The 26,828-nt window shown below is 67.6% G+C and carries 34 protein-coding genes; 20 read left to right on the forward strand and 14 right to left on the reverse strand.

Annotated elements, in window-relative coordinates; genetic code table 11:
* Positions 1 to 5 precede the first annotated feature (5 nt).
* Both ACU0DV_RS14535 and ACU0DV_RS14540 read right to left on the reverse strand, forming a co-directional pair.
* A complete protein-coding gene (locus ACU0DV_RS14535; RefSeq protein WP_446241902.1) occupies positions 6 to 476 on the reverse strand; it encodes a nucleoside deaminase in 471 nt (156 codons plus the stop codon).
* Positions 473 to 1,222: a pyridoxine 5'-phosphate synthase gene (locus tag ACU0DV_RS14540; RefSeq protein WP_283982220.1), complete on the reverse strand. Its 750-nt coding sequence runs from the start codon at positions 1,220 to 1,222 to the stop codon at positions 473 to 475. The genes ACU0DV_RS14535 and ACU0DV_RS14540 overlap by 4 nt, the downstream gene beginning before the upstream one ends.
* 181 nt (positions 1,223 to 1,403) lie before the next feature.
* Between ACU0DV_RS14540 and ACU0DV_RS14545 the strand changes: the two genes are divergently transcribed.
* On the forward strand, positions 1,404 to 2,021 hold the full coding sequence (locus tag ACU0DV_RS14545; protein WP_100928014.1) for a hypothetical protein: 618 nt from the start codon (positions 1,404 to 1,406) through the stop codon (positions 2,019 to 2,021).
* Between the two features lie 160 nt (positions 2,022 to 2,181).
* Here ACU0DV_RS14545 and ACU0DV_RS14550 read toward each other — a convergent pair whose 3' ends face one another.
* The 5 genes from ACU0DV_RS14550 to folK form a co-directional block, all read right to left on the reverse strand.
* Positions 2,182 to 2,871 carry a class I SAM-dependent methyltransferase gene (locus ACU0DV_RS14550; RefSeq protein WP_446241901.1) on the reverse strand — a complete coding sequence of 230 codons (690 nt, stop codon included), beginning with the start codon at positions 2,869 to 2,871 and terminating at the stop codon, positions 2,182 to 2,184.
* Between the two features lie 17 nt (positions 2,872 to 2,888).
* Positions 2,889 to 3,530 carry a DUF2062 domain-containing protein gene (locus ACU0DV_RS14555; RefSeq protein ID WP_100928012.1) on the reverse strand — a complete coding sequence of 214 codons (642 nt, stop codon included), beginning with the start codon at positions 3,528 to 3,530 and terminating at the stop codon, positions 2,889 to 2,891.
* A 15-nt stretch (positions 3,531 to 3,545) separates the two neighbouring features.
* A complete protein-coding gene (locus ACU0DV_RS14560) occupies positions 3,546 to 5,684 on the reverse strand; it encodes a RelA/SpoT family protein (RefSeq protein WP_100928011.1) in 2,139 nt (712 codons plus the stop codon).
* Between the two features lie 30 nt (positions 5,685 to 5,714).
* Positions 5,715 to 6,068, reverse strand: a complete 354-nt coding sequence (gene rpoZ, locus ACU0DV_RS14565) for a DNA-directed RNA polymerase subunit omega (RefSeq protein WP_100928010.1) — start codon at positions 6,066 to 6,068, stop codon at positions 5,715 to 5,717.
* 80 nt (positions 6,069 to 6,148) lie between these two features.
* On the reverse strand, positions 6,149 to 6,712 hold the full coding sequence (gene folK, locus ACU0DV_RS14570) for a 2-amino-4-hydroxy-6-hydroxymethyldihydropteridine diphosphokinase (RefSeq protein ID WP_446241900.1): 564 nt from the start codon (positions 6,710 to 6,712) through the stop codon (positions 6,149 to 6,151).
* Between the two features lie 144 nt (positions 6,713 to 6,856).
* Here folK and ACU0DV_RS14575 point away from each other — a divergent pair, with 144 nt between their 5' ends.
* Complete coding sequence (locus tag ACU0DV_RS14575; protein WP_040604057.1) at positions 6,857 to 7,429, forward strand: LabA-like NYN domain-containing protein; 573 nt, start codon at positions 6,857 to 6,859, stop codon at positions 7,427 to 7,429.
* Between the two features lie 67 nt (positions 7,430 to 7,496).
* Positions 7,497 to 7,946: a YqaA family protein gene (locus ACU0DV_RS14580; RefSeq protein WP_254698356.1), complete on the forward strand. Its 450-nt coding sequence runs from the start codon at positions 7,497 to 7,499 to the stop codon at positions 7,944 to 7,946.
* Here the strand turns inward: ACU0DV_RS14580 and ACU0DV_RS14585 are convergent.
* A complete protein-coding gene (locus tag ACU0DV_RS14585; protein ID WP_446241899.1) occupies positions 7,943 to 9,622 on the reverse strand; it encodes an O-linked N-acetylglucosamine transferase, SPINDLY family protein in 1,680 nt (559 codons plus the stop codon). The genes ACU0DV_RS14580 and ACU0DV_RS14585 overlap by 4 nt on opposite strands.
* A gap of 120 nt (positions 9,623 to 9,742) precedes the next feature.
* On the opposite strand from ACU0DV_RS14585, the gene ispH reads away from it, so the two are divergent.
* From ispH to ACU0DV_RS14620, 7 genes are all read left to right on the forward strand, one after another.
* The gene (gene ispH / locus ACU0DV_RS14590; protein ID WP_100928006.1) at positions 9,743 to 10,693 is read left to right on the forward strand and encodes a 4-hydroxy-3-methylbut-2-enyl diphosphate reductase; all 951 of its coding nucleotides are present in this window, start codon (positions 9,743 to 9,745) and stop codon (positions 10,691 to 10,693) included.
* 113 nt (positions 10,694 to 10,806) lie between these two features.
* Entirely contained in the window at positions 10,807 to 11,238 is a 432-nt protein-coding gene (locus tag ACU0DV_RS14595; protein WP_446241898.1) for a c-type cytochrome, read from the forward strand.
* 129 nt (positions 11,239 to 11,367) lie between these two features.
* The gene (locus ACU0DV_RS14600; protein WP_446241897.1) at positions 11,368 to 11,820 is read left to right on the forward strand and encodes a DUF3429 domain-containing protein; all 453 of its coding nucleotides are present in this window, start codon (positions 11,368 to 11,370) and stop codon (positions 11,818 to 11,820) included.
* Positions 11,817 to 12,455: a class I SAM-dependent methyltransferase gene (locus ACU0DV_RS14605; RefSeq protein ID WP_446241896.1), complete on the forward strand. Its 639-nt coding sequence runs from the start codon at positions 11,817 to 11,819 to the stop codon at positions 12,453 to 12,455. Before ACU0DV_RS14600 ends, ACU0DV_RS14605 begins: the two co-directional genes overlap by 4 nt.
* Before the next feature lie 11 nt (positions 12,456 to 12,466).
* On the forward strand, positions 12,467 to 12,919 hold the full coding sequence (rnhA, locus tag ACU0DV_RS14610) for a ribonuclease HI (protein ID WP_005855477.1): 453 nt from the start codon (positions 12,467 to 12,469) through the stop codon (positions 12,917 to 12,919).
* Between the two features lie 332 nt (positions 12,920 to 13,251).
* The gene (locus tag ACU0DV_RS14615) at positions 13,252 to 13,887 is read left to right on the forward strand and encodes a trimeric intracellular cation channel family protein (RefSeq protein WP_100928003.1); all 636 of its coding nucleotides are present in this window, start codon (positions 13,252 to 13,254) and stop codon (positions 13,885 to 13,887) included.
* A 125-nt stretch (positions 13,888 to 14,012) separates the two neighbouring features.
* The gene (locus tag ACU0DV_RS14620) at positions 14,013 to 14,438 is read left to right on the forward strand and encodes a hypothetical protein (protein ID WP_100928002.1); all 426 of its coding nucleotides are present in this window, start codon (positions 14,013 to 14,015) and stop codon (positions 14,436 to 14,438) included.
* Between the two features lie 13 nt (positions 14,439 to 14,451).
* Here the strand turns inward: ACU0DV_RS14620 and ACU0DV_RS14625 are convergent, their stop codons facing one another.
* Positions 14,452 to 15,627, reverse strand: a complete 1,176-nt coding sequence (locus ACU0DV_RS14625) for a MalY/PatB family protein (RefSeq protein WP_446241895.1) — start codon at positions 15,625 to 15,627, stop codon at positions 14,452 to 14,454.
* 104 nt (positions 15,628 to 15,731) lie between these two features.
* Here ACU0DV_RS14625 and def (ACU0DV_RS14630) point away from each other — a divergent pair, with 104 nt between their 5' ends.
* From def (ACU0DV_RS14630) to ACU0DV_RS14655, 6 genes are all read left to right on the forward strand, one after another.
* Positions 15,732 to 16,259, forward strand: a complete 528-nt coding sequence (gene def, locus ACU0DV_RS14630; RefSeq protein ID WP_446241894.1) for a peptide deformylase — start codon at positions 15,732 to 15,734, stop codon at positions 16,257 to 16,259.
* Positions 16,256 to 16,753, forward strand: coding sequence for a peptide deformylase (gene def / locus ACU0DV_RS14635; RefSeq protein WP_446241893.1), 498 nt, complete (start codon positions 16,256 to 16,258; stop codon positions 16,751 to 16,753). The genes def (ACU0DV_RS14630) and def (ACU0DV_RS14635) overlap by 4 nt, the downstream gene beginning before the upstream one ends.
* Positions 16,750 to 17,241, forward strand: coding sequence for a peptide deformylase (def, locus tag ACU0DV_RS14640; RefSeq protein WP_446241892.1), 492 nt, complete (start codon positions 16,750 to 16,752; stop codon positions 17,239 to 17,241). The genes def (ACU0DV_RS14635) and def (ACU0DV_RS14640) overlap by 4 nt, the downstream gene beginning before the upstream one ends.
* A 304-nt stretch (positions 17,242 to 17,545) precedes the next feature.
* Entirely contained in the window at positions 17,546 to 18,457 is a 912-nt protein-coding gene (gene fmt / locus ACU0DV_RS14645; protein ID WP_446241891.1) for a methionyl-tRNA formyltransferase, read from the forward strand.
* A gap of 63 nt (positions 18,458 to 18,520) precedes the next feature.
* Complete coding sequence (locus tag ACU0DV_RS14650; protein WP_283982231.1) at positions 18,521 to 18,787, forward strand: hypothetical protein; 267 nt, start codon at positions 18,521 to 18,523, stop codon at positions 18,785 to 18,787.
* A 5-nt stretch (positions 18,788 to 18,792) separates the two neighbouring features.
* Positions 18,793 to 19,029: a GlsB/YeaQ/YmgE family stress response membrane protein gene (locus ACU0DV_RS14655; protein WP_100927995.1), complete on the forward strand. Its 237-nt coding sequence runs from the start codon at positions 18,793 to 18,795 to the stop codon at positions 19,027 to 19,029.
* 15 nt (positions 19,030 to 19,044) lie between these two features.
* On the opposite strand, the gene ACU0DV_RS14660 is transcribed toward ACU0DV_RS14655, so the two are convergent.
* A complete protein-coding gene (locus ACU0DV_RS14660; protein WP_446241890.1) occupies positions 19,045 to 19,239 on the reverse strand; it encodes a hypothetical protein in 195 nt (64 codons plus the stop codon).
* A gap of 212 nt (positions 19,240 to 19,451) precedes the next feature.
* Between ACU0DV_RS14660 and ACU0DV_RS14665 the strand changes: the two genes are divergently transcribed.
* Positions 19,452 to 20,441: a glutathione S-transferase family protein gene (locus ACU0DV_RS14665; RefSeq protein ID WP_100927993.1), complete on the forward strand. Its 990-nt coding sequence runs from the start codon at positions 19,452 to 19,454 to the stop codon at positions 20,439 to 20,441.
* A 6-nt stretch (positions 20,442 to 20,447) separates the two neighbouring features.
* Here the strand turns inward: ACU0DV_RS14665 and ACU0DV_RS14670 are convergent, their stop codons facing one another.
* On the reverse strand, positions 20,448 to 20,813 hold the full coding sequence (locus tag ACU0DV_RS14670) for a response regulator transcription factor (RefSeq protein WP_100927992.1): 366 nt from the start codon (positions 20,811 to 20,813) through the stop codon (positions 20,448 to 20,450).
* A gap of 177 nt (positions 20,814 to 20,990) precedes the next feature.
* Here ACU0DV_RS14670 and ACU0DV_RS14675 point away from each other — a divergent pair, with 177 nt between their 5' ends.
* The 3 genes from ACU0DV_RS14675 (at position 20,991) to ACU0DV_RS14685 (ending at position 23,284) form a co-directional block, all read left to right on the forward strand.
* Positions 20,991 to 22,178 (forward strand): lytic murein transglycosylase, encoded by a 1,188-nt coding sequence (locus tag ACU0DV_RS14675; RefSeq protein ID WP_100927991.1) that lies wholly within the window; start codon positions 20,991 to 20,993, stop codon positions 22,176 to 22,178.
* Between the two features lie 199 nt (positions 22,179 to 22,377).
* Positions 22,378 to 22,770 (forward strand): hypothetical protein, encoded by a 393-nt coding sequence (locus ACU0DV_RS14680; RefSeq protein WP_446241889.1) that lies wholly within the window; start codon positions 22,378 to 22,380, stop codon positions 22,768 to 22,770.
* A 1-nt stretch (position 22,771) separates the two neighbouring features.
* Positions 22,772 to 23,284, forward strand: coding sequence for a cupin domain-containing protein (locus ACU0DV_RS14685; protein ID WP_446241888.1), 513 nt, complete (start codon positions 22,772 to 22,774; stop codon positions 23,282 to 23,284).
* Positions 23,285 to 23,343: 59 nt separating this feature from the next.
* On the opposite strand, the gene ade is transcribed toward ACU0DV_RS14685, so the two are convergent.
* The 3 genes from ade to ACU0DV_RS14700 all read right to left on the reverse strand — a co-directional run bounded on the left by ade (position 23,344) and on the right by ACU0DV_RS14700 (position 26,807).
* A complete protein-coding gene (gene ade / locus ACU0DV_RS14690) occupies positions 23,344 to 25,038 on the reverse strand; it encodes an adenine deaminase (protein WP_446241887.1) in 1,695 nt (564 codons plus the stop codon).
* A 402-nt stretch (positions 25,039 to 25,440) separates the two neighbouring features.
* Positions 25,441 to 26,046: an enoyl-CoA hydratase/isomerase family protein gene (locus ACU0DV_RS14695; RefSeq protein WP_446241886.1), complete on the reverse strand. Its 606-nt coding sequence runs from the start codon at positions 26,044 to 26,046 to the stop codon at positions 25,441 to 25,443.
* The gene (locus ACU0DV_RS14700; RefSeq protein ID WP_446241885.1) at positions 26,043 to 26,807 is read right to left on the reverse strand and encodes an SDR family oxidoreductase; all 765 of its coding nucleotides are present in this window, start codon (positions 26,805 to 26,807) and stop codon (positions 26,043 to 26,045) included. The genes ACU0DV_RS14695 and ACU0DV_RS14700 overlap by 4 nt, the downstream gene beginning before the upstream one ends.
* Between the last annotated feature and the right edge of the window lie 21 nt (positions 26,808 to 26,828).

Raw genomic sequence — 26,828 nt, forward strand, 5'->3', positions numbered from 1 at the left:
TCCGTTCAGTCGTTGCCCTCGGCGTAGACGTGCAGGATACGGTCCTCCCCAACGCCACCGAAGGTGGTCAGTTCCCCGTCGCAGGCGGCGGTGAAGTCGGGCAGGTCGAGGCCGGGGAAGCCGAAATACTTGGCCTCCTGCACGCCGCCCTTCTGCGCGGCGAAGACCACCCGGCCGATGCCCGCAAAGCGGATCGCGCCCAGGCACATCTCGCAGGGTTGCAGGGTGGTGACCAGCGTGCAGCCCGAGAGGTCCGCCGTGCCGAGCGCCCGGCAGGCCGCCGAGATCGCCACGATTTCCGCATGGCGGGAGGGATCGTGATTCAGGTGCACCTCGTTCGCGCCGCGGGCCAGGAGCGTGTCGCCGCGCATGATCGCCGCGGCGATGGCGGCGGGCCCGCCGCTGCCCTGCCGGTCGAGCGCGGTGTCGATCAGCTCCTCCATGACCGCGCGCTCGGCGGCGGTCACCTTCGTCATGCGCGGGCCTCGTCCATCAGGCGGCGCATCTCGGCGATGGCCGGTTGCAGCCCGAGGAAGATCGCCTCGCCGATGATGAAGTGGCCGATGTTGAGCTCCATCACCTCGGGGAAGGCGGCGACGGGTTTCACCGTCTCGTAGGTCAGGCCGTGTCCGGCGTGCACCTCGAGCCCGAGGGAATGGGCAAAGGCGGCCATCTCGCGCATGCGCTCGAGTTCGGCGTCGCGCTGGTCGAAGTCACCCTCGGCGTGGAAGTCGCAGTAGGCGCCGGTGTGCAGCTCGATCACCTGCGCGCCGATGCGGTGGGCGGCCTCGATCTGGCGGCGGTCGGCGGCGATGAAGATCGACACCCGGCAGCCCGCGTCGCGCAGGGGGGCGATGAAATGCGCCAGCCGGTTCTCCTCGCGCGCGACTTCGAGCCCGCCCTCGGTGGTGCGCTCCTCGCGCTTCTCGGGGACGAGGCAGATGGCGTGCGGCTTGTGGCGCAGCGCGATGGCCTGCATCTCGGGCGTGGCGGCCATCTCGAAGTTGAGCGGCAGGGTGAGCGTGTCCATCAGCCGTTCGATGTCGCTGTCGGAGATGTGGCGGCGGTCTTCGCGCAGGTGGGCGGTGATGCCGTCGGCGCCCGCCTCCTCCGCCAGCTTGGCGGCGCGGATCGGGTCCGGGTAGGCGGAGCCGCGGGCGTTGCGGACGGTGGCGACGTGGTCGATGTTCACGCCGAGGCGCAATTTGCCGGTGGGGGTCATGGGGGCCTCCGGGGTGGAATTTGATCAAACACTAGGGGTCCCTGCGGGAAATGCAACGCGGTTTCCGGGCGCGCGGCTTGGCGGAAGGCCGCGCAGGCGGGTGCGCCCCGCGGCTGCGGCGTTTGCCGGGCGGGCCGGGCCTGATAGATCCTTGGGCGAGGATAGCGAGCAGGAGACCGGAATGACGCAGAGACGTCTTGCAGGGACATTCATCGGACTGGCGATGCTGACGGCGCTGCCGTCGCTGGCATGGGCGGAAGGCGTCTGCGCCAACAAGCCGTCGAAGCTGGCAGGCGCGGCGGTCGACCGGGCGGGCGACGTGGCCCGGACCGGCGCGCGGGTCGCCGGGAACTACATGCTGATGCACCCGGGCCAGAGCGTGAAGCTGGTGACCGGCGCCGCCGGAACGGTGTCGAGCGCGACCACGGCGGCGGGCGGCGTCGGCGGGCTTGCGGCCTCGGTCACGGCGGTGGTCACGGCGCCGGTGACGCTGGTGGTGGGGGCGGTGGCCTTTGCCGCGGTCGGCAGCTACGAGGGGCTGTGCTATTTCCAGGTGGAGCGGGTGACGGACCCCGACGAGGTCCGCGCGATCGTCGACAGCATCACCGAGACCGACCCGCTGGTCTGGACGCGCAACACCAACAAGGGGCCGGTCATGGTGGTGGCCGGGCCGGAGGGCGAGCAGGTGTACCCGATCCGCAAGCTCTACATCGCGGACGGTCTGCTGAAGGTGCGGGACTGGGGGCTGAACTCCACCCTCGGGCCGGTGGCCTACGTGCAGCCGGAAGAGGAAGAGTAAGGGCTTCGTTTGTCGTGATGGCCTGGCCGGGGGCGGGGCTGTTGCCTGCGGCAAGTGCGCCCGCCCGCCAGCCCGTTCGGTCTGAATTTCAACAGGTTGGCGCGTTGGGCGGGCGAGGGTGCCTTGAACTTCTGCCCCGGGGGCCGGGCCTGTGTCGCGGTCAGGCGCGGGCGTGCAGGGCGCGGATCATCACGGCCTGGTAGAAGGTGGTGGGGGCGGTGAAGCCGGCCTCTGCCAGCAGCGCGTCGGTCCGGGCGGGGGAGAGGACGGCGAGCGTCTCTCTCAGCAGGACGGGCAGGCGGTCGAGCGACCCGGGTGTGGCGCCCATCAGGGACTGGACTTTCTTCCACGTCCCGAGCGTCGGCGCGAAGCTGGGGGCGTCGAGGTCGTGGCTGATCTCGGCGCTGACGAAGGGCGCGCCGGGGGAGAGATGCGCGCGAATCGCGGCGTAGAAGGCGGGGCGGTCGCCCTCGGCGATGAAGTGTGCGACGAGCATGGCCAGCGCCGCGTCATGCGGGGCGCCGTCGGGCAGGGCGTGCACGTCGCCGTGGACCAGCGTGCAGCGGTCCGAAAGGCCCGCCTGCGCCAGCCGGTCGGCGCAGACGGCGAGCATGTCGGCGGAGGGATCGACGCAGGTGAAACGCCAGCCGGGATGAGCGCGGGCGAGGGCCAGCACCTCTGCCCCGGTGCCGGTGCCCACGGAGAGCAGACGGGCGTCTTCGGGCAGATCCTCCAGCACGAGGCCGGTCAGGAAATGCAGCGCGTCGGAGATCGGTGCGAGGCGCGCGTTGCGGGCGTCGTAGCCCGTCGCGGCATTGCCCGCGAAGAAATCGGTGGCGGAATCCTGCATCGGAAGACCTTTGGGCGTCAGGGCGCGCGGCCTTCGGCCTTGCGCTTTTTCAGTTCGGCGAGCTTTGCCTTGATGACCCCCTTGCGGCGGTTCTGGAAGGCGGTGATCAGCGGCAGCGAGACGTAGTAGGCGATGGTGCCCGCGATGATGCCGGGGATGATCCCGCCGATCATGTAGGGATAGAAGACCTCGTCGTAGAAGATCCTCAGGTGCGACCAGTCCGTCTGTTCGGGCGTGAAGATGGCGTAGAAGTTGTCCCACAGGTCCTGCCCGGCCTTCACGAACTTGGCGCCGAGGCTGCCGTCGTGGTGGTCGGGATGGCCGTGCAGGCCAAGGAGCCAGTAGCCGGTCTTCATCGCGATGACGCCGATCGGCACGTAGGTCAGCGGGTTGCCGAAGAAGGTCGACAGCAGCGCGGCCAGGATGTTGCCGCGCATCAGCCACGCCAGCGTCGCCGCGACGATGAAATGCAGCCCGTAGAACGGCGTGAAGGTGGTGAAGACCCCGGCGAAGATGCCGCGCGCGATGCGGTTCGGCGGATCGGGCAGGCGGTTCAGGCGCAGCCGGACGTAACGCGCGGCGCGACCCCAGCCACCTTTGGGCCAGAGCGCTTCCGCCACGATCCGCCAGATCGGGCGCCTGTCGCGTCGCTTGAACACGTGCCGATGCCTCGCTTATTCTGCCGCTTCCGGCGCCGCCTCCAGCCCGGGATCGCGCCGTCGCTCTACCGAAGCGACCATGCTCTCTGCCTCCAGCGCGGAGACGACGGAATGCAGGTGCTCGGCATCGCGCAGGTCGATATCCATCATGATGCGGTAAAAATCCGGTTTCTTGTCAAGGAAGGTCATGTCGGAGATATTGGCCTTGCGCTCTCCGATCAATGTGCAAATCCGTCCCAATGCGCCTGCATCATTTCCGAGCACCATTTCAAGGGTGACCGTGTAGACCGCCGGGTGGATGCCGTCCGCCCAGTGAAGGTCGAGCCAGCGCGACGGCTGATCCTCGTAGGCGGCCAGCGCGGCGCAGTCGATGGCGTGCACCGCCACGCCCTTGCCACGATGGGCGAGGCCCACGATGCGTTCGCCGGGCAGCGGCTGGCAGCAGGAGGCGCGTTCGAACCCCTGGCCGTGTTCGAGGCCGACGACCGCGCGCTTGGTGTCCACCTCCACGTCCCGGACGACGGCGAGGTTGGGATAGATCGCCTCCACCACTTCGCGGGTGGTCAGCTCGGCGCTGCCGAGGCGGGCCAGCAGGGTCTCGGTGTCTTCCAGCCGCAGGGTCTTGGCCGCTTTTTCGAGCACCTTGTCGGTGGCCTTCTTGCCGTGGCTTTCGAAGGCGGCCCGCGCCAGTTCGAGGCCCAGCCGGGCAAAGCGTTCCTTGTTGGCCTCGCGCAGGGCGCGGCGGATCGCGGTCTTGGCCTTGCCGGTCGTCGCGATGTCGAGCCACGTGGCCTGCGGGGCCTGCCCCTCGGCGGTGATGATCTCGACCGACTGGCCGTTCTTCAGCCGGGTCCAGAGCGGCACGCGAATGCCGTCGACCTTGGCGCCGACGCATTTCGAGCCGATGCGGGTGTGGATCTGGTAGGCGTAGTCCAGCGGCGTCGCACCCTTGGGCAGCTTCACCACGTCGCCCTTGGGCGTGAAGCAGAACACCTTGTCGGAGTACATCTCCAGCTTCACCGCCTCCATGAAGGCGTCGTGATCCTCCTCCGAATCGAACTGTTCGGTGACGGAGGCGATCCACTTGGCGGGATCGACGGCAAAGCGGTTCTCGGCGGGGGCGCCGTCGCGGTAGGACCAGTGTGCGGCCACGCCGGTTTCGGCGACCTCGTGCATCTCGCGCGTGCGGATCTGCACCTCGACCCGCTTGCCGTCGCGGCCCGAGACGGTAGTGTGGATCGACCGGTAGCCGTTCGATTTCGGCTGGCTGATGTAGTCCTTGAAGCGGCCCGGCACGGCGCGCCAGCGCTGGTGGATCGCGCCGAGCGTGGCGTAGCAGTCCGCCTCCGACCGGGTGATGATGCGGAAGCCGTAGATGTCCGAGAGGCGGGAGAAGCCGATCTTCTTCTCCTGCATCTTGCGCCAGATGGAGTAGGGCTTCTTCGCGCGGCCGAAGACCTCGGCGTCGACGCCGGCCTTTTCCAGTTCGTGCCGCATGTCCGAGGTGATCCGGTGGATCACGTCGCCGGTTTCCTTCTGCAGCGTGATGAAGCGGCGGATGATCGATTCGCGGCCCTGCGGGTTCAGCACGCGGAAGGCGAGATCCTCCAGCTCCTCGCGCATGGACTGCATGCCCATGCGTCCGGCGAGGGGGGCGAAGATCTCCATCGTCTCGCGCGCCTTCTGCTGCTGCTTCTCCGGCTTCATCGCCTTGATGGTGCGCATGTTGTGCAGCCGGTCGGCGAGCTTCACGAGGATGACGCGCAGGTCCTTGGACATCGCCATGAACAGCTTGCGGAAGTTTTCTGCCTGCTTGGTCTCGGAGCTGGAAAGCTGGAGGTTGGTCAGCTTGGTGACGCCATCCACCAGTTCCGCGACCTCGTGGCCGAAGTTCTGCTCCACCTCTGTATAGGTGGAACGGGTGTCCTCGATCGTGTCGTGCAGCAGGGCGGTGATGATCGTCGCGTCGTCGAGCTGCTGTTCCGTCAGGATGGCGGCCACGGCGACGGGGTGGGTGAAATAGGGTTCACCCGACTTGCGGAACTGACCTTCGTGCATCTGGCGGCCGTATTCATAGGCCGCCGTGATCAGTTTCTCGTTGGTTTTCGGATTGTAGTTGCGGACGAGGGCAACAAGATCCTCAGCAGCGATCATGTTGCCCTACCCCGACCCAAAAGGTCCCGCTCAGCTTTGGCCCTGCGCTTCCATGAGCGCGCGCAGCAGCTTCTCTTCGGACATGTCGTCGTCCTGAGGCTTGTCCTGTTCGGCACCCATGAGCAGCGCCATGGCGTCGTCCTCGGGTTCGTCGACCTCGATCTGGGTCTGGTTCGACTCGATCAGGCGCTCGCGCAGTTCGTCGGTGGACTGGGTTTCCTCCGCGATCTCGCGCAGGGCAACGACGGGGTTCTTGTCGTTGTCGCGGTCCACAGTGATCGCCGCACCGGCGGACAACTCACGCGCGCGGTGCGCGGCGAGCATCACCAGTTCGAACCGGTTGGGTACCTTGTCAACGCAATCTTCTACCGTCACGCGGGCCATCTGAACGCTCCAATCCTGTGGTGGATTCCTGAGAAACCACGGTTTAACGCGGCAATGCCGGATTTACAAGCGGCGTCAAGTCACAATGGCAAGACCTCTTGCCGCAGCTCTTCGGGCAGCGCCTCGGTCATCGCGGCGACGGTTGTGCCCAGCACCGGATGGCGCCATCCGGCGGCCACGTCGCGCAGGGGCACAAGCACGAAAGCGCGTTCCTGGAGCCGGGGGTGGGGCAGGATCAGCCGGTCGGGGGCGCGGTTTTTCTGATCCTCGAGCGGCAGGGCGCGCCAGGCGGCGTGGGTGTCCGCATCGGGCAGGACGGTGTCATCGGCGGCGATCAGGTCGAGGTCGAGCGTCCGGCTGCCCCAGCGCTGCACGCGGGCGCGGCCGAAGTCCGCCTCGATCGCGTGAAGCCGTGTCAGTATCTCGGGCGCGGCGGCGCCGGGCAGGGTCACGGCGGCGCAGGCGTTCACGTAGTCGGGACCGGCCCCGGCGGGGAAACACGGCGTCGCGAAGAATCGGCTGACCCTCCGCAACCGGAAGCCCGCGTCTGCCAGTGCTGCAAGCGCCGCTTTCACGGTTTCCGCAGGGTCGCCGTGGTCGGACCCGAGGTTCGACCCCAATGCAATCAAGAATTCTTGTTCCATATTGATCGCCGGTCTATCCTTATGAGGTGTTCTGCGCGCTTGATATACGTGCTGAAAGCATTAACCTTAGCTCCTACGCCCGCCCTTTATCCAAACACTCACACTCACGGACGACGGCGGACACATTGAATGAAAGGACATTTGATGTTTTACAAGGACGAACGGCTTGCGCTGTTCATAGACGGCTCAAATCTCTACGCAGCCGCAAAAGCACTCGGCTTCGATATCGACTACAAGCTCCTGCGGCAGGAATTCGCGCGTCGTGGCAAGATGGTGCGCGCATTCTATTACACGGCTTTGCTGGAAAACGACGAGTATTCGCCGATCCGGCCGCTGGTCGACTGGCTCCATTACAACGGCTTCACCATGGTGACGAAGCCCGCGAAGGAGTACACGGACAGCCAGGGACGCCGTAAGGTCAAGGGCAACATGGACATCGAGCTGACGGTCGATGCCATGGAGCTGGCACCGCGCGTGGACCATATCGTGCTGTTCTCCGGTGATGGCGACTTCCGGCCCTTGGTCGAATCGCTTCAGCGTCAGGGCGTGCGGGTCTCGGTCGTTTCGACCATCCGCAGCCAGCCGCCGATGATCGCCGACGAACTGCGCCGCCAGGCCGACAACTTCATCGAGCTGGACGAGCTGCGCGAAGTCATCGGCCGCCCGCCGCGCGAGCAGCAGGTGGAACGCAACTTCGAGGTCGCCTCGTCCAAGTGACGGGGCACCCTTCCGGCAGGCGCTGTGGGGATGGCGCCGGGCCGGATGGGGCACCAGCCGGGAAACGATGACGGGATTGGCCGCCACATTCGTCGCAATGGGCGGCCTTTTCCTTGCCGCCTTCGGTGCGGCGACGGTCCTGCCGTTCCAGTCGGAACTGGTCTTTGCCGCAATGCAGGCCAAGGACATCTGGCCGCTGTGGCTGCTGATCGTGGTCGCCTCGGTCGGGAACACGCTGGGGTCGGTGGTGAACTACGCCATGGGCCGCGCGGCGGAGCGGTTCCGCGGGTCGCGCTGGTTCCCGGCCTCCGAGGCGCAGCTTGAGCGGGCGCAGCGCTGGTACGCGCGCTGGGGCGTCTGGACGCTGCTGTTGTCATGGGCGCCTCTTGGCGACGCCATCACCCTGATCGCGGGCGTGATGCGCACGCCGCTGTGGCTGTTCGTGGCGCTCGTCGCCTTCGCCAAGACGGTGCGCTACATCCTGTTCGCCTGGGCGGCGGCGGGGATCATCGGCTAGGCCGGGTCCGCCTGCGGGCCGGTCTGGCGGTCCATCAGCCGGTCGAAGAGCGCCTCCATCGACTGCGCCATCCGCTTGCCGTCGCAGACCGGCGCGTCCTTCAGGGCGTCGCGCATCCCGTGGCGCATGTCTTTCAGCCGTGCGGGCGTGTCCGGATCGTTGCCCATGCGGATCGCCATGTCGATCATCGCCTGCCTTGAGGGCGCGACGAAGTCCTTCAGGTGCGTGTAGCAGATCAGCGAGGCGGAGGTGCGCGAGGCCCAGCGGTCGCCGTCGAAGGTCAGCACCGGCACGCCCTGCCAGATCGCCTCGACCGTGGTGGTGCCGCCGTTGTAGGGGAAGGCGTCGAGCGCGAAATCCATCCGGTCGTAGTTCTTCAGGTAGTCGTAATGCTCGGCCCCGCCGTCGAGGATCAGCCGGTCGGTGCCGATCCCCTTTTCGGCGAAGCGTTCGGTCAGCCAGACGCGGTTCTCGCCGCTTTCCAGCGTGCGGTTGGCCAGGAACAGCTTCGATCCGGGCACGCCCTTCAGGATCTCCGACCAGGCGTCGATCACGGTGGGCGTCAGCTTGTACTGCACGCAGAGGCTGCCGAAGGTGATGTGACCGTTCGTCAGGCAGGGCGGATCGGTCACGGGCGGCGCCCTGTGGGCGACGGTGAAGGTCAGGTAGCTGGTGGGCAGGCGGTGCACGGTTTCGTTGAAGAACCCCTCTTCGCCCGCTTTGACCGATTGCTCGTCCCCGACGATGCCGTGAAAGCCGGGCAGGCCGGAGGGGGCGAAGTGGTTCTGCCACGCAAGGCAGATCGGCGCGACGGGCTGGGTGAAGATGCCCAGCCGTTCGGGTGTGCTGTAGGCGTTGATATCGATCAGGATGTCGAGCCCGGTCTTGCAGATCAGCTTGCCCAGTTGCGTGTTGTCGAGCGTGCCCGTGGTGTGGATCACGTCGGTCGGGTGCGGTTCGTAGCCGATCATCTCCGCCCCTTCGGCGCTGTCGGAGAAGAGGTGCACCTCCACCTTTGCGCGGTCGTGGTTGTTGATCAGCGCCCAGGTCGGCCGCATGTAGTTCGGCTTTTCCAGCCAGGACGACACGTAACCCACCCGCAGCGGCCCGTCCGTGCGGGGGCGGGGCTTTGGCGTGCGCTTCATCCGGTTGGCGAGGGGGGAGTTCGCCAGCACCTGCGCAAAGGTCTGCCGGGCGGCGAGGATGGTTTCGGGCGTGGCGGCGGGCGCACCGGGGATCAGCGTCGCCACCGCAAGCCACGCAGCGAGGTTGCCGGTCTCCTTCGCGGCGCTTTCGTGGAACGCGACGGAGGCGTCCACGTCGCCCAGTTTGAACAGCGCGCGGCCCATCATGTGGCGGACCTCCGGCGCGTCCTCCAGCGACAGGCTCTGCTCGAAGCACGCGATGGCCTGCGCGTATTCCTGCTGCCGGTCCATCGCCGCGCCGATCCGCGCCCATGTGGGCGCGGAGACGTTCCCGAGCGAGATCCGCGTGTTGTAGGTGGCAAAGCCGTCGAGGATGCGGCCCCCGGCGATCTGCGCCTCGGCCAGTTCCTCCAGCGCGGCGCCGTCCAGCGGGTTGCGGCGGACCTTTTCCTTCAGGGCGGCGAACGGGTCCGGCGGGGCGGCCCCGCCAAAGCGCAGGAAATCGGTGAACTCGTCGCTGGAGGCGGTCATGGCAATACTCTGTCTTTGAAATAGGCGTTTGGACCCAGCCTGCTTGGTTAACGCTGGTGGATCAAGGTCCGGATTACTGGACGCGGGCGGTGCGACTGACTAGGTGAGGGGCAAGGAGACATGCGCATGACCCCACTGACCCTTTACCTTGCCGCGCCGCGCGGTTTCTGTGCCGGTGTCGACCGGGCGATCAAGATCGTCGAGATGGCGCTCGAGAAATGGGGCGCGCCGGTCTATGTCCGGCACGAGATCGTGCACAACAAGTTCGTCGTCGATGACCTGCGCGCCAAGGGCGCCGTCTTTGTCGAGGAGCTGGAGGAATGTCCCGGCGACCGCCCGGTGATCTTCTCGGCCCACGGCGTGCCGAAGGCGGTCCCGGCGGAGGCGGCGCGGCGCGAGATGATCTATGTCGACGCGACCTGCCCGCTGGTCTCGAAGGTGCATATCGAGGCCGCCCGCCATGCGGAGAACGGCCTGCAGATGATCATGATCGGCCATGCCGGACACCCGGAGACCATCGGCACCATGGGGCAGCTGCCCGCGGGCGAGGTGCTGCTTGTGGAGACCCCCGCCGACGTGGCCAATGTGCAGGTCCGCGATCCGGAGCGGCTGGCCTTCGTCACGCAGACCACGCTGTCGGTGGACGACACCGCGGAGATCGTCGCGGCGCTGAAGGCGCGGTTCCCGTCCATCGTCGGGCCGCACAAGGAAGACATCTGCTACGCTACCACGAACCGGCAGGAATCGGTCAAGGCCATCGCGCCGAAGGTCGATGCGCTGCTGGTGGTGGGGGCGCCGAACTCCTCCAACTCGCGCAGGCTGGTGGAGGTCGCCCGGAAGGCGGGCTGTTCCTACGCGCAACTGGTGCAGCGTGCGTCCGACATCGACTGGCGGGCGCTGGAGGGCATCGGCGCAGCAGGCATCACAGCCGGGGCCTCTGCCCCCGAAGTGCTGATCGAGGAGGTCATCGACGCCTTCCGCGCCCGGTACGACGTGGCGATGGAGGTGGTGGAGACCGCCAAGGAAGACGTTGAGTTCAAGGTGCCCCGCGTCCTGCGCGTCCCGGCGTGAGGCGGGCGTAGCGTGCCTCGGGGAAGGGGCCGCCGCGCAACGTGATTTGCCCGGGCGCGCCTGCGGACTAGGCTGAGCCGATGACAACGACCAACCCCGGAAGGGTGCCCGCCATGCGATCCAGCCTTTTGCTCCTGTCCCTTGTGATTGCCGCTCCGGCCTCTGCCGGCCACGAATTCGAGGGCCGGGACCTGGCCGCCGGCGAGACGCTCTATGCCGAGAACTGCGCGTCCTGCCACGGGGCCGACCTCGAAGGGCAGCCGGACTGGCAGTCGCCCGGCGACGACGGCATCCTGCCCGCTCCGCCGCATGACGCGAGCGGCCACACATGGCATCACTCCAACGTCCAGAACTTCGACTACGTGAAGCTGGGCGGCGCGGAGCTGGTGAAGCGGCTGGGGGTGAAGGGGTTCGAGTCCGGGATGCCCGCCTTCGGCGACATGCTGTCGGACGAGGAAATCTGGAACATCCTCGCCTACATCCACGACCAGTGGCCGGAAGAGATCCGCGAGCTGCAGGCCTCGCGCAACCCGCCACACGAATAGGGCGCGCGCTTCGGTCCGCCCTGCGCTTGTGGCTCCGGTTCGCGGCTCTGGCCGCCGGTGGTGCCGGGGGCTAAACAGGGTGCGGGGCCGTGCCCGCCCGCGGCCCGCCATCCAAGCGACGGAGACGCAATGACCCAGATACCCCGTTCCGCCCTGATCCTCGGCCTGGCCGGGGTGCTGCCGTTTGCATGGGGTGCGCTGACGATGGTGTCGCCCTCTGCGGCGAACTTCGCCGCCTCGACGCTGGGGCCGCGGTTCACCGGCCCCTACGTGCAGCTGTTCTACGGCGCGGTGATCCTGTCCTTCATGTCCGGCGTTCTGTGGGGTTTTGCCACCAAGGCAGAGGGCGGGCAGGCGGCGACGGGTTACGGGCTGTCGGTGCTGCCCGCGCTCTGGGCCTTCTTCATGACCGGGGGCGGGCCTGTTTCGGCCGGGACCTACCTGATCTTCGGGTTTCTCGGGCTGCTGACGCTGGACTTCGCCTTCTGGCGTTGGGGTCTGGCGCCCGAGTGGTGGATGAAACTGCGGGTGCTGCTGACCGTTCTGGTCGTCGCGTGCCTGGCCGTGGGGGTACTGCTGTGACTGCGGATCGCGAGACGCTGGAGATCTACAACGCCCGCGCGGGCGACTACGCGCAGACAATGGGTCGGGACCCGGCCGCAACCGCATCGCTGCAGGCCTTCGTGGCGCGGCTGCCGAAGGGCGGGCGGGTGCTCGACCTCGGTTGCGGGCCGGGAAGCTGGGCGCAGGCGATGCTTGAGATGGGGTTCGAGGTCGAGGCGACGGATGCCTCCGACGCCATGGTGGCCGAGGCGTCGAAGGTGGAGGGGCTGAAGGTCCGCAAGGCGGTGTTCGAGGACATCGACGACGTGGCGCGCTATGACGGGATCTGGGCGAACTTCTCGCTCCTGCACGCGCCGCGTGCGGCCATGCCTGGCCACCTGGCGCGGCTGCACCGGGCGCTGAAACCCGGCGGCGTGCTGCACATCGGGCTGAAGGAAGGCACCGGCGAAAAGCGCGACCGGCTGGGGCGGTTCTACACCTATTACACCGTGGCGGAGCTGACCGGCCTGCTGGCCGCGCTCGACATGGTGACGGACGACTTGCGCGAGGGTGCGGACAAGGGGCTTGACGGTGAGGTCGCCGGGTGGTTCACCCTGACCGCCCGGAAGATCCTGCCGGACGCCGACACAGATCCAGACACCGAAACCGCCTGACCGAAAGCGCCATGCCCGACCTCTACGCCTATACCGACGGAGCCTGCTCCGGAAATCCCGGCCCCGGGGGCTGGGGCGTCCTGCTGCGCGCGATGGAAGGCGACGAGGTCGTCAAGCAGCGCGAGCTGAAGGGTGGCGAGCGGGTCACGACCAACAACCAGATGGAACTGATGGCGGCGATCAGCGCATTGGAATCGCTGACGAAACCGTCCAGGATCACGGTCATCACCGACAGCCAGTACGTGAAGAACGGCGTGACGGGCTGGATCTTCGGCTGGAAGAAGAACGGCTGGAAGACCGCCGCGAAGAAGCCGGTGAAGAACGTCGAACTGTGGCAGAGGCTGGACGCCGCGCAGGCGCGTCACGACGTGGTCTGGGAATGGGTCAAGGGCCACGCCGGCCACCCGGAAAACGAACGCGCGGACGAACTGGCCCGCGCCGGCATGGCCCCCTTCAAGTCGTAGAAGGCGGGTCGCGAGGTCCTTCGGACGGCCCGGAACAAGGGCCTGTCTGCAGGGCGGAGAGGGGGAGGACAGCATGACCGCGCATCGCGTTTGCCGGGCGCAGACCGGGTCGGTCCTTGCGGGCTTCGGTCCGGGTTTTCCTGTTCGGGGCATCGTGAGGGTTGGCGCATGACCGTGCGTGTCGTTGGCTCAGTGCAGCACGGGGCGGGCGGAACGGGCCGTCCGGTGGTCTGTCATCGTCTCTCTTCAGTTCACCTCGGGTTACAGGGCGCTCCCGTCGGGATCGGCTCTGCCGCGCCGCCGACTGTCCGCGCACTCGCGGGATGGGCGCCATGACCGCGCTGCAACTGCTCGACTATGCCTCTGTCCTCGTCTTCGCGCTGACGGGGGCGCTGGTGGCCAGCCGGGCGCAGCTCGACATCGTGGGGTTTGCCTTCTTCGCCTGCCTGACGGCCACGGGCGGCGGCACGCTGCGCGACCTGATGCTGGACCGCAACCCGATCTTCTGGATGAAGGACCCGCATATCCTTGGCGTGGCCTGTGCCGCCGCCGTGCTGGTGTTCTTTACCGCGCACTTGCTGGAAAGCCGCTACAAGGCGATCGTCTGGCTGGATGCGGCGGCGCTGTCGGTGGCCGTCGCCGCCGGGTCTGGCATCGCCGTGGCCGAAGGGCAGTCGCTGGGCATCGTGCTGGTGATGGGCGTGCTGACCGGCTGCGCGGGCGGGCTGATGCGCGACGTGGTCGCCAACGAGGTGCCGCTGATCCTGAAGCAGGGCGAACTTTACGTGACCTGCGCCTTCTTCGGCGCGCTGACCACGGGGCTGGCCACCTTCCTGCCGCAGACTGTCGGCCCGGCCCAGGCGGCCATGGCCTGTGCCGCCGTCACCTTCTGCCTGCGGGCGGGCAGCATCGCCTTTGGCTGGAGCCTGCCGGTCTACAAGGGGTTTCCGCCGCGCTACAAACCCTGAGGGGCGCGCACCGGGTTGCCGGAGTCGGGGCTGGAGGCCGGGCTGAAGTCAGGGAAATCATACTCCCGCAAAACGGGAAGTCGTGGCACCCTTTCCGCATTTCATTCTGCGGGGAGGATTGCACCATGCCGACATTTTTCAGATGGGTTCCGAAGGATCACGCGGAGGAGGCACTGGCCTCCGGCCTCGTGTCGCACAACGGATCGGCGATGTGGATCTTCTCGATGGACAAGGGGTATCGGCCCAGCATGGTGAAGGGGCGTATCCTCCTGGCCTTCGACCTGACCGACCCGGCGGCGACCAACATCACCACCAAGAAACACATGGATTTCGAGAACCCGGAGTTCGGCGGCGAGAACAAGCATCCCTGGATGATCATCGTCAAGAACAACGAACCGGGCGCCTACGGGATCGGCCGTTACCGGCAGGCGACCACCAACTTCCACACCAAGTCGCGCTATGCCACCAAGAAGGAGGTGGCGAAGGCGCTGGGTGTCTCGGAGATGGAGGTCGGCGACGCCTACCGCCCGGCAGGTGGCTGGGGCCGCTGACGGCCCCGCGCCGTCACTGCAGGTCGGAGAAGGCCTCCTGCATCCGCCGGACCGCCTCGACCACCCGGGCGCGCGGCGTGGCGAAGTTGAAGCGCAGGTAGCTTTCGCCGCCGGTGCCGAAGGTCGGGCCGTGGTTGACGGCGATCTTCGCCTGCTGCTGCACGCGGTCGCGGTATTCCTCTGCCGCCATGCCCGTCCCGGCAAAGTCGACCCAGGCGAGGTAGGTCGCCTGCATCTCCATGCTGTGCAGGCCGGGGATGGCGTTGATCCCCTCGTCGAAGAGCCGCCGGTTGCCGTCGAGATACTGCACCAGTTCGTCGACCCAGGCCGCGCCTTCCGGGGAATAGGCGGCCTCTGCCATGAACATCCCGAAGGAGTTGGGCGAAATCCCCAGCCCCGCCATGGTCGCCGCGAAGCGCGCGCGCAGGCGTTCGTCAGGGACGATCACGTTGCCGATGTGGGAGCCTGCGATGTTGAACGTCTTGGTCGTGGCGGTCATCATCACGAGCCGGTCCATGATGCTGTCGTCCGCCAGCGGCATGGGCACGTGGGTATGGCCCGGCATCACGAGGTCATGGTGGATCTCGTCCGAGACGAGGATCAGGTCGTGCCGCCTGGCGAAATCGGCCAGCCCCTGCAGTTCCTCGCGGGTCCACACCCGGCCGCCCGGATTGTGCGGCGAACAGAGGATCACCATCTTCTCGCGCCCGGTCATCTGCGCGTCGTAGGCGTCGAAATCCATCACGTAGCGCCCGTCCTCAAGCGTCAGCGGACATTCGACGACCTCGCGGCCGGAGGCTTTGATGACGCGGGCAAAGGCGTGGTAGACCGGCGTGAACAGGACGACGCCGTCGCCCGGTTCGGTGTAGGTCTGCACGCAGAGCGCGGTGCCGTTGACCAGCCCGTGGGTGGTGAAGATGGCGCCCGGCTCGACCGTCCAGCCGTGCCGTTCCTTCATCCACCAACAGATCGCCTCGCGGTATCCGCGGTCGTCGCCGTAATAGCCGTAAAGCCCGTGATCGGCCATGCGCTGCACGGCAGCCTGCACGCAGTCGGGCGGGCGGAAGTCCATGTCCGCAACCCACATCGCAAGACCTTCGTCCGAGGGCACGCCGTAGATGCTTTCCATCATGTCCCATTTCACCGAATGGGTTCCCTGGCGGTCGATCTCTTCGTCAAAGCGGCTCATGGCGGCGGCGTCTCCTGCAGTTTTGCCGCGGACGCTAGCCAACTGAACCAAAGGTGCAACCCCGATGCTTGCGCGAAGGCGCACATTTCCCTAAATCCCGGCGCATGAAGCGCTCCATTCTCATCCATCCCGACCCGCGCCTGAAAAAGGTCTGCGATCCCGTGCCCGACCTGTCGGACGAGCTGCGCGTGCTGGCCGACGACATGCTGGAAACCATGTACGACGCGCCGGGCATCGGGCTGGCCGCGCCGCAGATCGGCGTGCTGTCGCGGCTGATCGTGCTCGACTGCTCCAAGTCCGACAACGGGGAGGACGCCCGCCCGCTGGTGATGTTCAACCCGCGCGTCATCGCCGCGTCGGAGGAGCAGAACGTCTACGAGGAAGGCTGCCTGTCCATCCCCGAGCAATACGCCGAGGTGGAGCGCCCCAAGGTCGTGGACGTGGAATGGCTGGACCGCGACGGCGTGCTGCGGACCGAAACCTTCGACGGCCTCTGGGCGACCTGTGTCCAGCACGAGATCGACCACCTCGACGGCAAGCTCTTCATCGACTACCTCAAGCCGCTCCGGCGTCAGATGATCACCCGCAAGATGGTCAAGCTGAAGAAGGAACGCGCGCGGGAGAAGGCGTGAGCCTGCTGCCGATCCTCACTTGGCCGGACACCGGGCTGCGCGCGGCGTCGATGCCGGTGCGCGCGCCCTCTGCCGTGGCGCGGCTGGCGGGCGACATGTTCGAGACGATGTACGCCGCCCCGGGCCGCGGCCTCGCCGCGCCGCAGGTGGGCGTGCGGTCGCGGCTGTTCGTGATGGACGCGACCTGGAAGGACGGGGAGAAGACGCCGATGGTCTGCATCAACCCGGTGGTGGAGCCGCTGGACGGCCCCGAAGAGGCCGGCGAGGAAGCCTGCCTGTCGATGCCCGGCGTGTCGGTCATGGTTACCCGACCAACGCGGATCAGGCTGCGCTACACCGATCTCGACGACAAGACGCATGAGGTCGTGCTGACCGGCGCCGCCGCCCGCATCGCCCAGCACGAAACCGATCACCTCGACGGGGTGATGCACTTCCAGCACCTGCCGCTGGCGGAACGCGGCGCGCTGCTCTCCGAATACGAGGCCCTGCGATGACTGTCCGCCCCTTCGTGCCCTGGCCCGACAAGCGCCTCAGGACGGTCGCCGCGCCGGTGGATGCCGTCACCGACGAGATCCGGGCGATCTGGACCGACATGATCGACACGATGGAGGCGATGCCGGGCGTGGGCCTTGCCGCGCCGCAGATCGGCGTGATGCTGCGGCTGGCGGTGGTCGACGCCTCCGACACCCGTGGCGAGGCGGTGCGCATGGCCAACCCGGAAATCCTGCACGCCTCGGTGCAACTGCGCGACCACGAGGAAGGCAGCCCCAACCTGCCGGGCGTCTGGGCCAAAGTATCCCGTCCCCGCGCCGTGACGGTCGCCTACCTGGACGAGATGGGCACGCGGGTAGAACGGGATTTCGTCGGCCTCTGGGCCACCTCGGTGCAACACCAGATCGATCACCTGAACGGGCGGATGTACTTCGACCGGCTGTCCAAGGTGAAACGCGACATGCTGATCCGCAAGGCGCGCAAGACGTAGGGCTCGTCTCGCCGGCCCGCCTTTTCTTCGAAAAGACATGCGGCGCGCCGACAGGCGCGCCCTGCGGGCGCGATGGGGCTCCGCCCCCGCTGCTCCGCAGCTCCCCCGAGGTATTTGCACCAAGATGAAGGGCAGTGCGCGCCTTTCGCTTCACCTTGTCGAAATACCTCGGGGGGAGGCCGCAGGCCGGGGGGCGGAGCCCCCTTCCGGCAATCGGCTTGTCACGGCGCGGGCGATGGGCCAAGCAGGGCCGCGTGATGTAGGGCGGGGCTTTGCGCCGCCTCTTGCCCGGAAGGAGATTTCGATGCGGCTGGTCTTCATGGGAACCCCGGAGTTTTCGGTGCCGGTGCTCGATGCGCTGGTCGAGGCCGGGCACGAGGTCGTCTGTGTCTATTGCCAGCCGCCGCGCCCGGCGGGGCGGGGGAAGAAGGACCGGCCCACGCCCGTGCATGCGCGCGCGGCGGAGCTGGGGCTGCCTGTCCGGCATCCGGTGTCGCTGAAATCCGCCGAGGCGCAGGAGGCGTTTGCGGGATTTCGGGCCGAGGTTGCGGTGGTCGTGGCCTACGGGCTGATCCTGCCGCAGGCGGTGCTCGACGCGCCGGAGCACGGGTGTCTCAACATCCATGCCTCGCTTCTGCCGCGCTGGCGGGGGGCGGCGCCGATCCATCGGGCGATCATGGCGGGCGATGCGGAGACCGGCGTCTGCATCATGCAGATGGAGGCGGGGCTGGACACCGGACCGGTGCTGCTGCGCAAGGCCACCCCCATCGCGCCGGGGGAGACCACCGGCCAGTTGCACGACCGGCTGTCGCTGATCGGCTCGGCGCTGATCGTCGAGGCGCTGGAGCGGTTGCCCGACCTCGTACCCGTTCCGCAGCCCGAGGAGGGCGTGACCTATGCCAGCAAGATCGACAAGGCGGAGGCGGCGATCGACTGGTCCGGCGATGCCGCCACGATCGTCCGGCAGATCAACGGCTTGTCGCCCTTTCCCGGCGCATGGACGACGCTGAACGGCGACCGGGTGAAGCTGCTGGCCGCGGTCCCTGCCGCGGGCGAGGGGGCGGCGGGCACGACGCTCGACGACCGGTTCACCGTCGCCTGCGGCACCGGCGCCCTCCGCGTCACCGAGGCGCAGAGGGCGGGAAGGTCGGCCCAGGACGCGGAGACCTTCCTGAACGGCCTGCCGCTGCCGAAGGGCACCGCGTTCGGCACCTGAGGTCAGGCGGGACTTGGCAGCCGCGCGGCGAGCGCCCATAGTCTGCGCAAAGGAGTCCTGCTCATGTTTCCAGTCCTGATCGGCACGGTTGTGATCGCGGGCATCATCGGTTACGCGTCGGAGAAGACGGGGTTCACCCGGAACGGCATCCTGCCGTCGATCATCATCTGCATCGGCGGCGCCTTCCTGTTCTACTTCGTGCAGATCATGTTCGGCATCGGCTTCCGCAGCCCGGGGCTGAACGCCATCGTGTCGTCCATCGGCGCCCTGTTGATCGTGCCGACGCATTATCGTGGCCGCGTCGGACGGCGCGGCGACCGGAGGCGGTAGGCCCCGTGTCGCTTGTCTTCCTCGTCATCATCGGTGCCGCAGCCGGCTTCATCGCCACCCGCATCCTCGGGATGGAGACGAGCATCGTCACCACCATCAGCATCGGCATCCTCGGCGCGCTCTTGGGCGGGCTGGTGCTGCGGTTCCTCCTGGTGCTGACCGGGATGGCCGCGGGGCTGGTGGGCGCGACGCTTGGCGCGCTCCTGCTGATCGGCCTCTGGCACTGGATCAGCCGGCGCTGACGCCGCGCCCGGGCCTTAGTGGCAGTGATACGGCTTGGAACCTGCGTGGCAGCACTGGCCGCGCGGCGAGTCCTTGCGGCATCCGCCACCGTGTTCCGGTCCCGGGGTGGAGATCTGCGGCGTGGCGGGTGTCACCAGGTCATGGGCCTCGGCGCCTTGTGCCATCGGCAGGAGGAGCGCGGCAGCGAACATCAAGACCGCGAGTTTCATCGGAAAATATCCTTCGTTGAAATGGGACTGGTTAACGATTCGTAAAGCAAGATTAACACGGGAGGGGCTGTCGCTGATGAAATTGTGCGGCGGCACGCAAAGGCCGCCCTGGCAGGCGTTCATGTGCGCAGGTGCACTCCCGCCCTGCGGGGCCAAGGATTTTCCTCGGGGCGCGGGCGCTCTAGCTCTGGTGTAACGCACAGGAGGACACCATGGGCAGACTTGTCGACGGAGAATGGAAATCGGGGTGGGAATACGGGAAGGATCCGGACGGGGCCTTCAAGCGGACCACGACCGGCTATCGCAACTGGATCACGCCGGACGGCGCGCCGGGGCCTTCGGGTGAGGGCGGCTTCAAGGCGGAGGCCGGGCGCTATCACCTCTATGTCTCCTACGCCTGTCCCTGGGCACACCGCGCGCTGATCTTCCGCAAGCTCAAGGGGCTCGACGACCTGATCACCGTCAACGTGGTGCATCCCGACATGCTCGAGGACGGATGGACCTTCGACACCGGCTTTGCCGGATCGACGGGGGACACGCTTTACGGCAAGCCGTTCCTGCGGGAGATCTATACCAAGGCCGACAGCGACGCGAGCGGCCACGTCACGGTGCCGGTGCTCTGGGACAAGCAGCGCGAGACCATCGTGTCGAACGAAAGCTCCGAGATCATCCGCATGTTCAACAGCGCCTTCGACGGCATTACCGGCAACACCGACGACTACTGGCCGGAGCACCTGCGCGACGACATCGAGCCGGTAAACGACCGGATCTACGACACCGTGAACAATGGCGTCTACAAGGCCGGTTTCGCCACCACGCAGAGCGCCTACGACGCGGCGGTTGATCCGCTGTTCGACAGTCTGGACTGGCTGGAAGAGCGGCTGACCGGCAAGCGCTACCTGATGGGCGACCGGATCACCGAGGCCGACTGGCGGCTGTTCACCACGCTGGTGCGGTTCGACACGGTCTATCACGGGCACTTCAAGTGCAACCGCGCGCGGATCGTCGATTACCCGAACCTCTGGGCCTACACGCGCGAGCTGTTCCAGTGGCCGGGCGTGGCGGACACGGTGTTCATGGATCACATCTCGCGGCACTACCACTACAGCCACGACACGGTGAACCCGCACCGCATCATCCCGACAGGGCCGCGGCTGGACTTCTCCGAGCCCCACGGCCGCGACGACCTCGCCGCCGCCTGAGGGCCGTCAGGCGCGGATCGGCGTGTAGTGTTCCACCATGTCGGCGATGTCCTTGGCGGGCGTGCCGCTGGGCAGGTAGGCGCAGGCGTTGGGGCAGATGCTGAACAGCGACCCGTCCGAAAAGAAGCGCGAGGCGGTGACGAAGATCACCCGCGCCTTCGGGTCGCGGTAGGCGGCGAGATCGGAGACGGTCAGCGCCGCCCCGTCCGCGCATTCGATGTCGAGCAGGAGGATGTCGAACCGGCTGTCCTCCAGCGCGGCGACGGCGGCATCCAGCCCGGTGGCACAGGTCACCGCGGCGCCACGTCTTTCGAGGTGGCGTGACCAGAGCCGGGCCAGCTCTGCGTTGTGTTCCAGAATGAGGACGTTCATCCTAATCTCCCGGACGGGGCTACCGGTGCGGCCCTTCCAGTATGCGTTCATAATGGTGAAGAACCGGTAAAGATCTGCCGATTGACGCTGCGGTGCCGCATGGGCCGCGGGTGCAGGCTGCTTGCTCATGGCGGTCCAGTTGGTAATCTGCCGCGAAACGCACGCTCGGGAGGCTTCATGCGACGCAACACCCTTCTTGGCCTGGTCCTTGCGGCCACGGCCCTGTCCGGCCCGCTTTCTGCACAGGACGTGCCCTGCGGCGGCAGCTTTTCGTCCTTCGTGCAGGGGCTTAAGGACCAGGCGGTGGCCGAAGGGCATGATCCCGCGACGGTCGAACGGTTCTTTTCCGGCATCTCGAAAAGCGAGGCAGTGCTGAAGGCGGATCGTCGCCAGGGCATCTTTCAGGACCCGTTCATCACGTTTTCGAGAAAGCTGATCTCCCAGAACCGGCTGGACACCGGCCTGCAGAAGGCGCGGCAGTGGTCGGAGGTCTTCGACCGCATACAAAGTGAATACGGCATCGCCCCGGGCGTCCTGCTGGCCTTCTGGGCGTTCGAAACAGATTACGGCGGCTACCAGGGCGACTTCAACACCGCGAACGCGCTGGTGACGCTGGCGCACGATTGCCGCCGCCCGGAAATCTTCCGCCCGCAGGTCTTCTCGGCGCTGACGCTGTACGAACAGGGCGACTTCGACCCGGCGACGACCACCGGCGCCTGGGCCGGGGAAATCGGCATGGTCCAGATGCTGCCGAAGGACATCCTCGAAAACGGGGTGGACGGCGACGGCGACGGGCATGTCTCGCTCAAGACCTCGCCGCCCGATGCGCTCCTGTCCGGGGCGAAGATGCTGTCGCACCTCGGCTGGCGCCCGAACGAGCCGTGGCTGCAGGAGGTGGTGCTGCCGGAGGATCTTGACTGGTACGAGACCGGGCTCCAGACCACCAAGACCGTGGCGGAGTGGGAGCAGCTTGGCGTGCGCGCGCGCAGCGGGCAACTGGATGACGGGCGGCTCGAGGCGTCGATCATCATCCCGCAGGGGCGCAAGGGCCCGGCCTTCATCGCCTACCCGAACTTCCGGGTCTATTTCGAGTGGAACCAGAGCTTTACCTACGTGCTGACGGCGGCCTACTTCGGCACCCGGCTGATGGGCGCCGAACCCTACGAGACCGGCAACCCGGAACCGGGCCTGTCCGGCGACCAGATGAAGCTGCTGCAGAGCAAGCTGGCCGAGCGTGGTTTCGACGTGGGCGAGATCGACGGCATCCTCGGCAGCGGCACGCGCAACGCGGTGCGGGACGTGCAGAAGGAACTGGGCCTGCCCGCCGACGCATGGCCGACCGCGACGCTGCTGAACCGGCTCTGACACGGGCTGCGCGCGCCATCTGACCGGGGTTCGATCCTGCAGGGGGCGCGCGGTTCATCTGAGAGTTGAACGACGACGCTGGAACCGCCGCGCCCCGCCGGCGTTGTGCCGGCATGATACGCTATCTCGTCCGAACCCTGTTCTGCGGCACCCTCGTGGAGGACGACGCCCCGCGGCGCGTCCGCACCCCGGGTCCCGCATGATCGCACGCTTTCTGCCCATGGCGCTCGTGCTGACGGTGCTGGCCGCCTGCCTGCCGCAGGACACGGCGCTGCCGGACGACATACCGCCCGCCTTCCAGGGGCGCTGGGGCATCAACCCCGCCGACTGCGACCCGACCCGCGCCGATGCCAAGGGTTTCCTCGGGATCGGCGCCACGATGCTGACCTTCTACGAAAGCCGCCACAGGCTGGAACAGGTGACGGAGGCCGGGCCGGATCATCTGCGCGCGTCCTTTGCCGCAAGCGGCGAGGGGCAGATCTGGGACGCGGAGTTCCTCTTCGACCTGCAATCCGACGGCCAGACCCTCATTCGCCGCGACGTTGAGGGTGCAACCGTCTCCGATCCCCTCGTGTACAACAGGTGTGCCTGACATGGCGGAACCGACGATCACCCGTATCGCCCTGGCACCGTCGGACGACGTGCCGAACAATCCGGAGCTGCCGGTTGTGCTCTACAAGGGCGCCTTCGACAGCGGTGGGCCGGACGAAACCTGCGCCATGCTGAAGGCCAACGGCTGGAGGGGCACATGGGTCTACACCGTCTTCCCATACCACCATTACCACCCCGACGCACACGAGGCGCTGGCCGTGGCAAGCGGTTCTGCCCGGCTGCAACTGGGCGGTCCCGGCGGCCGGACGGTTGCGGTAGAGGCCGGGGACGCGCTGGTCCTGCCCGCGGGGACGGGCCATTGCCGCGTGTCGCAGTCGGAGGACTTCCGCATCTGCGGTGCCTACCCGCCGGGTCAGGAGGGCTACAGCACCCGCCGCAAGGGCGAGATGCAGGCAGGTGACCGCGCCGCCATCGCCGGCGTGCCGCTGCCGGAGACCGACCCGATCCTCGGCATGGCCGGTCCGCTGCGGGGGATCTGGCGCAACCTGCACTGAGGCGCAGCGGTTCGCAGGGCGGGGCTTCGCGCCGCCTCCCGCCCCGGGCCGGGGCGCGCTCAGGAAATGATCTCGAACTTCACCACGTCGACCATGCCCCGGTCTGTGATCTTCAGGGCGGGGATCACCGGCAGCGCGAGGAAGGCCAGCTGCAGGAACGGCTCCTCCAGCGTCACGCCCAGCGATTTCGCAGCCGCGCGGAGGTCTTCCAGCGTGTCGCGCACCACCTCGAACGGCTCAAGCGACATGAGGCCCGCCACCGGCAGCGCCAGCTCTGCCAGGACGGCCCCGTCCCGGACGACGACAAACCCGCCCTCGATCTCGCCCAGCCGGTTGGCGGCCACGGCCATGTCCTCGTAGGAGACGCCCACGCAGGCGATGTTGTGATGGTCGTGACAGACGGTGGAGGCGATGGCCCCCGCCTTCAGACCGAACCCCCTGACGAAGCCGGTGGCGATGTTGCCGTTTCTGCCATGCCGCTCCACCACCGCGATGCGGACGAGATCGCGGCCGGTGTCCGGGGCCTTGTCGCCATCGGCGATCGCGATGTCCTCGTGCAGGTGGTCGGTGAGGATCTGGCCCTCGCGGATGCCGATCACGTCGGTCTCCACTCTGTTGCCACGGTGGCGGAAGTCCGTGGCGCTGACCCTGGGTGCCCTGACCGACCCGCGCCCCACCGGCTCGATCACCTGCCGCGCGGCAAAGGCCGCGTCCGACAGGACCACGCCGCCCGCCATGACCATGCGCGCATCGCAGGCTTCGAGCGAGCCGAGCGCCACGATGTCCGCCCGCTTGCCCGGGGCGATCATCCCGCGGTCCTTCAGGCCGAACGCCTCTGCCGCCGACAGCGTCGCGGCACGGTAGGCCGCCAGCGGCGGCGTCCCCAGCCGGATCAGTTCGCGGATCATGTAGTCGAGGTGGCCATGCTCGCCGATGTCGAGCGGATTGCGGTCGTCGGTGCACAGGCACATGTAGGGCGCCGTCCGCTCGTCCAGAAGCGGCTGCAGCGCGTGCAGGTCCTTGGAGACGGAGCCCTCGCGGATCAGCACCCGCATCCCCTTGCGCAGCTTCTCGAGCGCCTCGGGGGCCGAGGTCGCCTCGTGCTCCGTCCGGATGCCCGCCGCGATATAGGCGTTCAGGTCGCGCCCCGAGAGCAGCGGACAATGGCCGTCGATATGCCCGCCGTCGAAGAGCGCCAGCTTCTCCATGCAGCCCGGATCGCGGTGGATCACCCCGGGATAGTTCATGAATTCCGCCAGCCCCAGCCCGCTCCCGTGACCCATGAGCGCCTGCAACGCCGCCGCGTCGAGTTCCGCCCCGGCGGTCTCCATATGCGTCGAGGGCACGCAGGAGGACAGCTGCACGCGGATGTCCATGAGCGTGTGCAGCGAGGCCTCCTGGAAGTACCGGATGCCCTCTGCACCGATGACATTGGCAATCTCGTGCGGATCGCAGATCGCGGTGGTGACGCCGCGCGGACCGACGCAGCGGTCGAACTCGAACGGCGTGACCAGCGAGGACTCGATGTGCAGGTGGGTGTCGATGAAGCCGGGCACGAGGATTGCGCCACCGACGTCGATCATCTCACGTCCCTCGTAGGTCTCGAGCGTGCCCACGATCCGGTCGCCACAGATCGCCACGTCGCCCTCGAGCAATTCCCCGGTGACGAGATCCAGCAGCCGGCCGCCACGCAGCACGACGTCCGCCACCTCGTCGCCGCGCCCCTGCGCGATGCGCGTTTCCAGAATACCCATGCCCGCCGCCTCCTGCCTGACTCGGGTCCACGGTACACGACCCACCACCGGGGAAAAGGGCCCCGGGGGATCGAAGCCCGGTCTGCGCTTTCTTCGAAAGCTTGCCCGGTCTCCGACAGGCGCGCCCTTCGGGCGCGCAAGGGGCTCCGCCCCTCGGCCTTCGGCCTCACCCCGAGGTATTTGGACCAAGATGAAGAGGACATGCCCCCGATCCCTTCACCTAGGTCCAAATACCTCGGGGGAGTCGCGCCGAAGGCGCGGCGGGGGCAGAGCCCCCGGCGGGTCGCCTCGCGAAAGCGAGGAGAAACCCTTGATCTGTTCATCGATGGGTGCAGGTGGTCGAGAGGGTTTGCGCGCCCGGAGGGCGCGCCGGTCGGATTGCGGAGCAATCCGAAGCCGCACTCAGCGGATCAGGGCCTTGATGTCTGCGGCGTGGTCCGGGGATGCGGCGAGCGTGTCGGTGGCGAGGTCGCGCGCGGCGGCGAGCAGGTCGCCTTCGACGATGCGGTCGATGAGGCCCCAGGTGAGGGCTTCTTCGACCGTCGCCTTGGCGCCGCCCATCAGGATCAGCTTGGCGCGGCTGGGTCCTGCCAGTGCCGCGAGGCGGGCGGGATCGGAGGGTTGCGGCAGGAAGCCGAGTTTCATCACCGGGTAGAAGATCTTTGCGCCCGGGACGGAGATGCGCAGGTCGCAGGCGAGGAACATCCCCATGGCGCCGCCCGCGACCGTGCCGTTCAGGGCGCAGATCGTCAGGCCGCGGTGGCGGGCCAGTGCTCCGGAGAACCGTTCCCAGAGCGGGGAGACGGCCAGCCCGGCCTTGGCGGCGTCGAGGTCGGCACCGGCGGAGAACACCTTGCCCGCGCCGGTCAGCACGAGGGCCCGGGCGTCGCGGGCGTCCTCGGCGATCCCGGCCAGCCGCGCCAGCATGTCTTCGGTCAGGGAATTGGCCTTTTCGGGCCGGTCGATGGTGACGACCCAGAGGTCGCCCTCCCTGTCCAGCCGGATCACGCGACGCCGACCTTCGCGCGGATGTCGGGGTCGCGCAGCGAGATCTCGTCCCCGAGGAAGCTGTCGGCCTTGTCCGAGCACATCCACAGCAGGGTCTTCGCCACCCATTCCGGCGGGATGTGGTCTTCCCAGGCAAGCTGGCTGACCGGGTTGATGCCGGAGGCCTTGATCTCGCGCTGCATCTGCGTCGCCACGGTGCCGGGCGAGAGCGAGATCGCGCGGATGCCCTGGTCGCCGTATTCCTTGTAGGCCATCTTCGTCAGCATCAGCGCCCCGGCCTTGGAGGCGCAGTAGTGCGACCAGGCCTCGACCGGGCCATGTGCCGCGCCCGACCCGATCGTCAGGATCGAGCCGCCGCCCTGGGCCAGCATCACCGGCAGCGCGGCGCGCATGCCGTGGAAGACGCCCTTGAGGTTGATGTCGATCACCTGTCCCCAAGCGTCCGGGTCGGCTTCTGCCAGGTGCGCGATGGGTTCGATCACGCCCGCGTTGTTCACCAGGATGTCCAGCCGACCGTGGGCCGTCAGGCAGTTGGCCACGGCCTGCTCCATCTCCCAGTAGCGCGATATGTCGCAGGGCACCGCCACCGCCTGCGGGCCGATTTCGCCCGCCAGATCGGCAACCGCCTCGGCGCTGCGGGCGACCAGTGCCACCTTTGCGCCCGCGGCCGCGAAGGCGCGTGCGGTGTCCGCGCCGATGCCGCGGCTTGCCCCGGTGATCAGCGCCACCTTGCCTGCGAGCTCTTGTCCTGTCTGATCCATGCCTTGCCCCCGGCTCCGGTT

This window comes from Sagittula sp. (assembly GCF_052825245.1).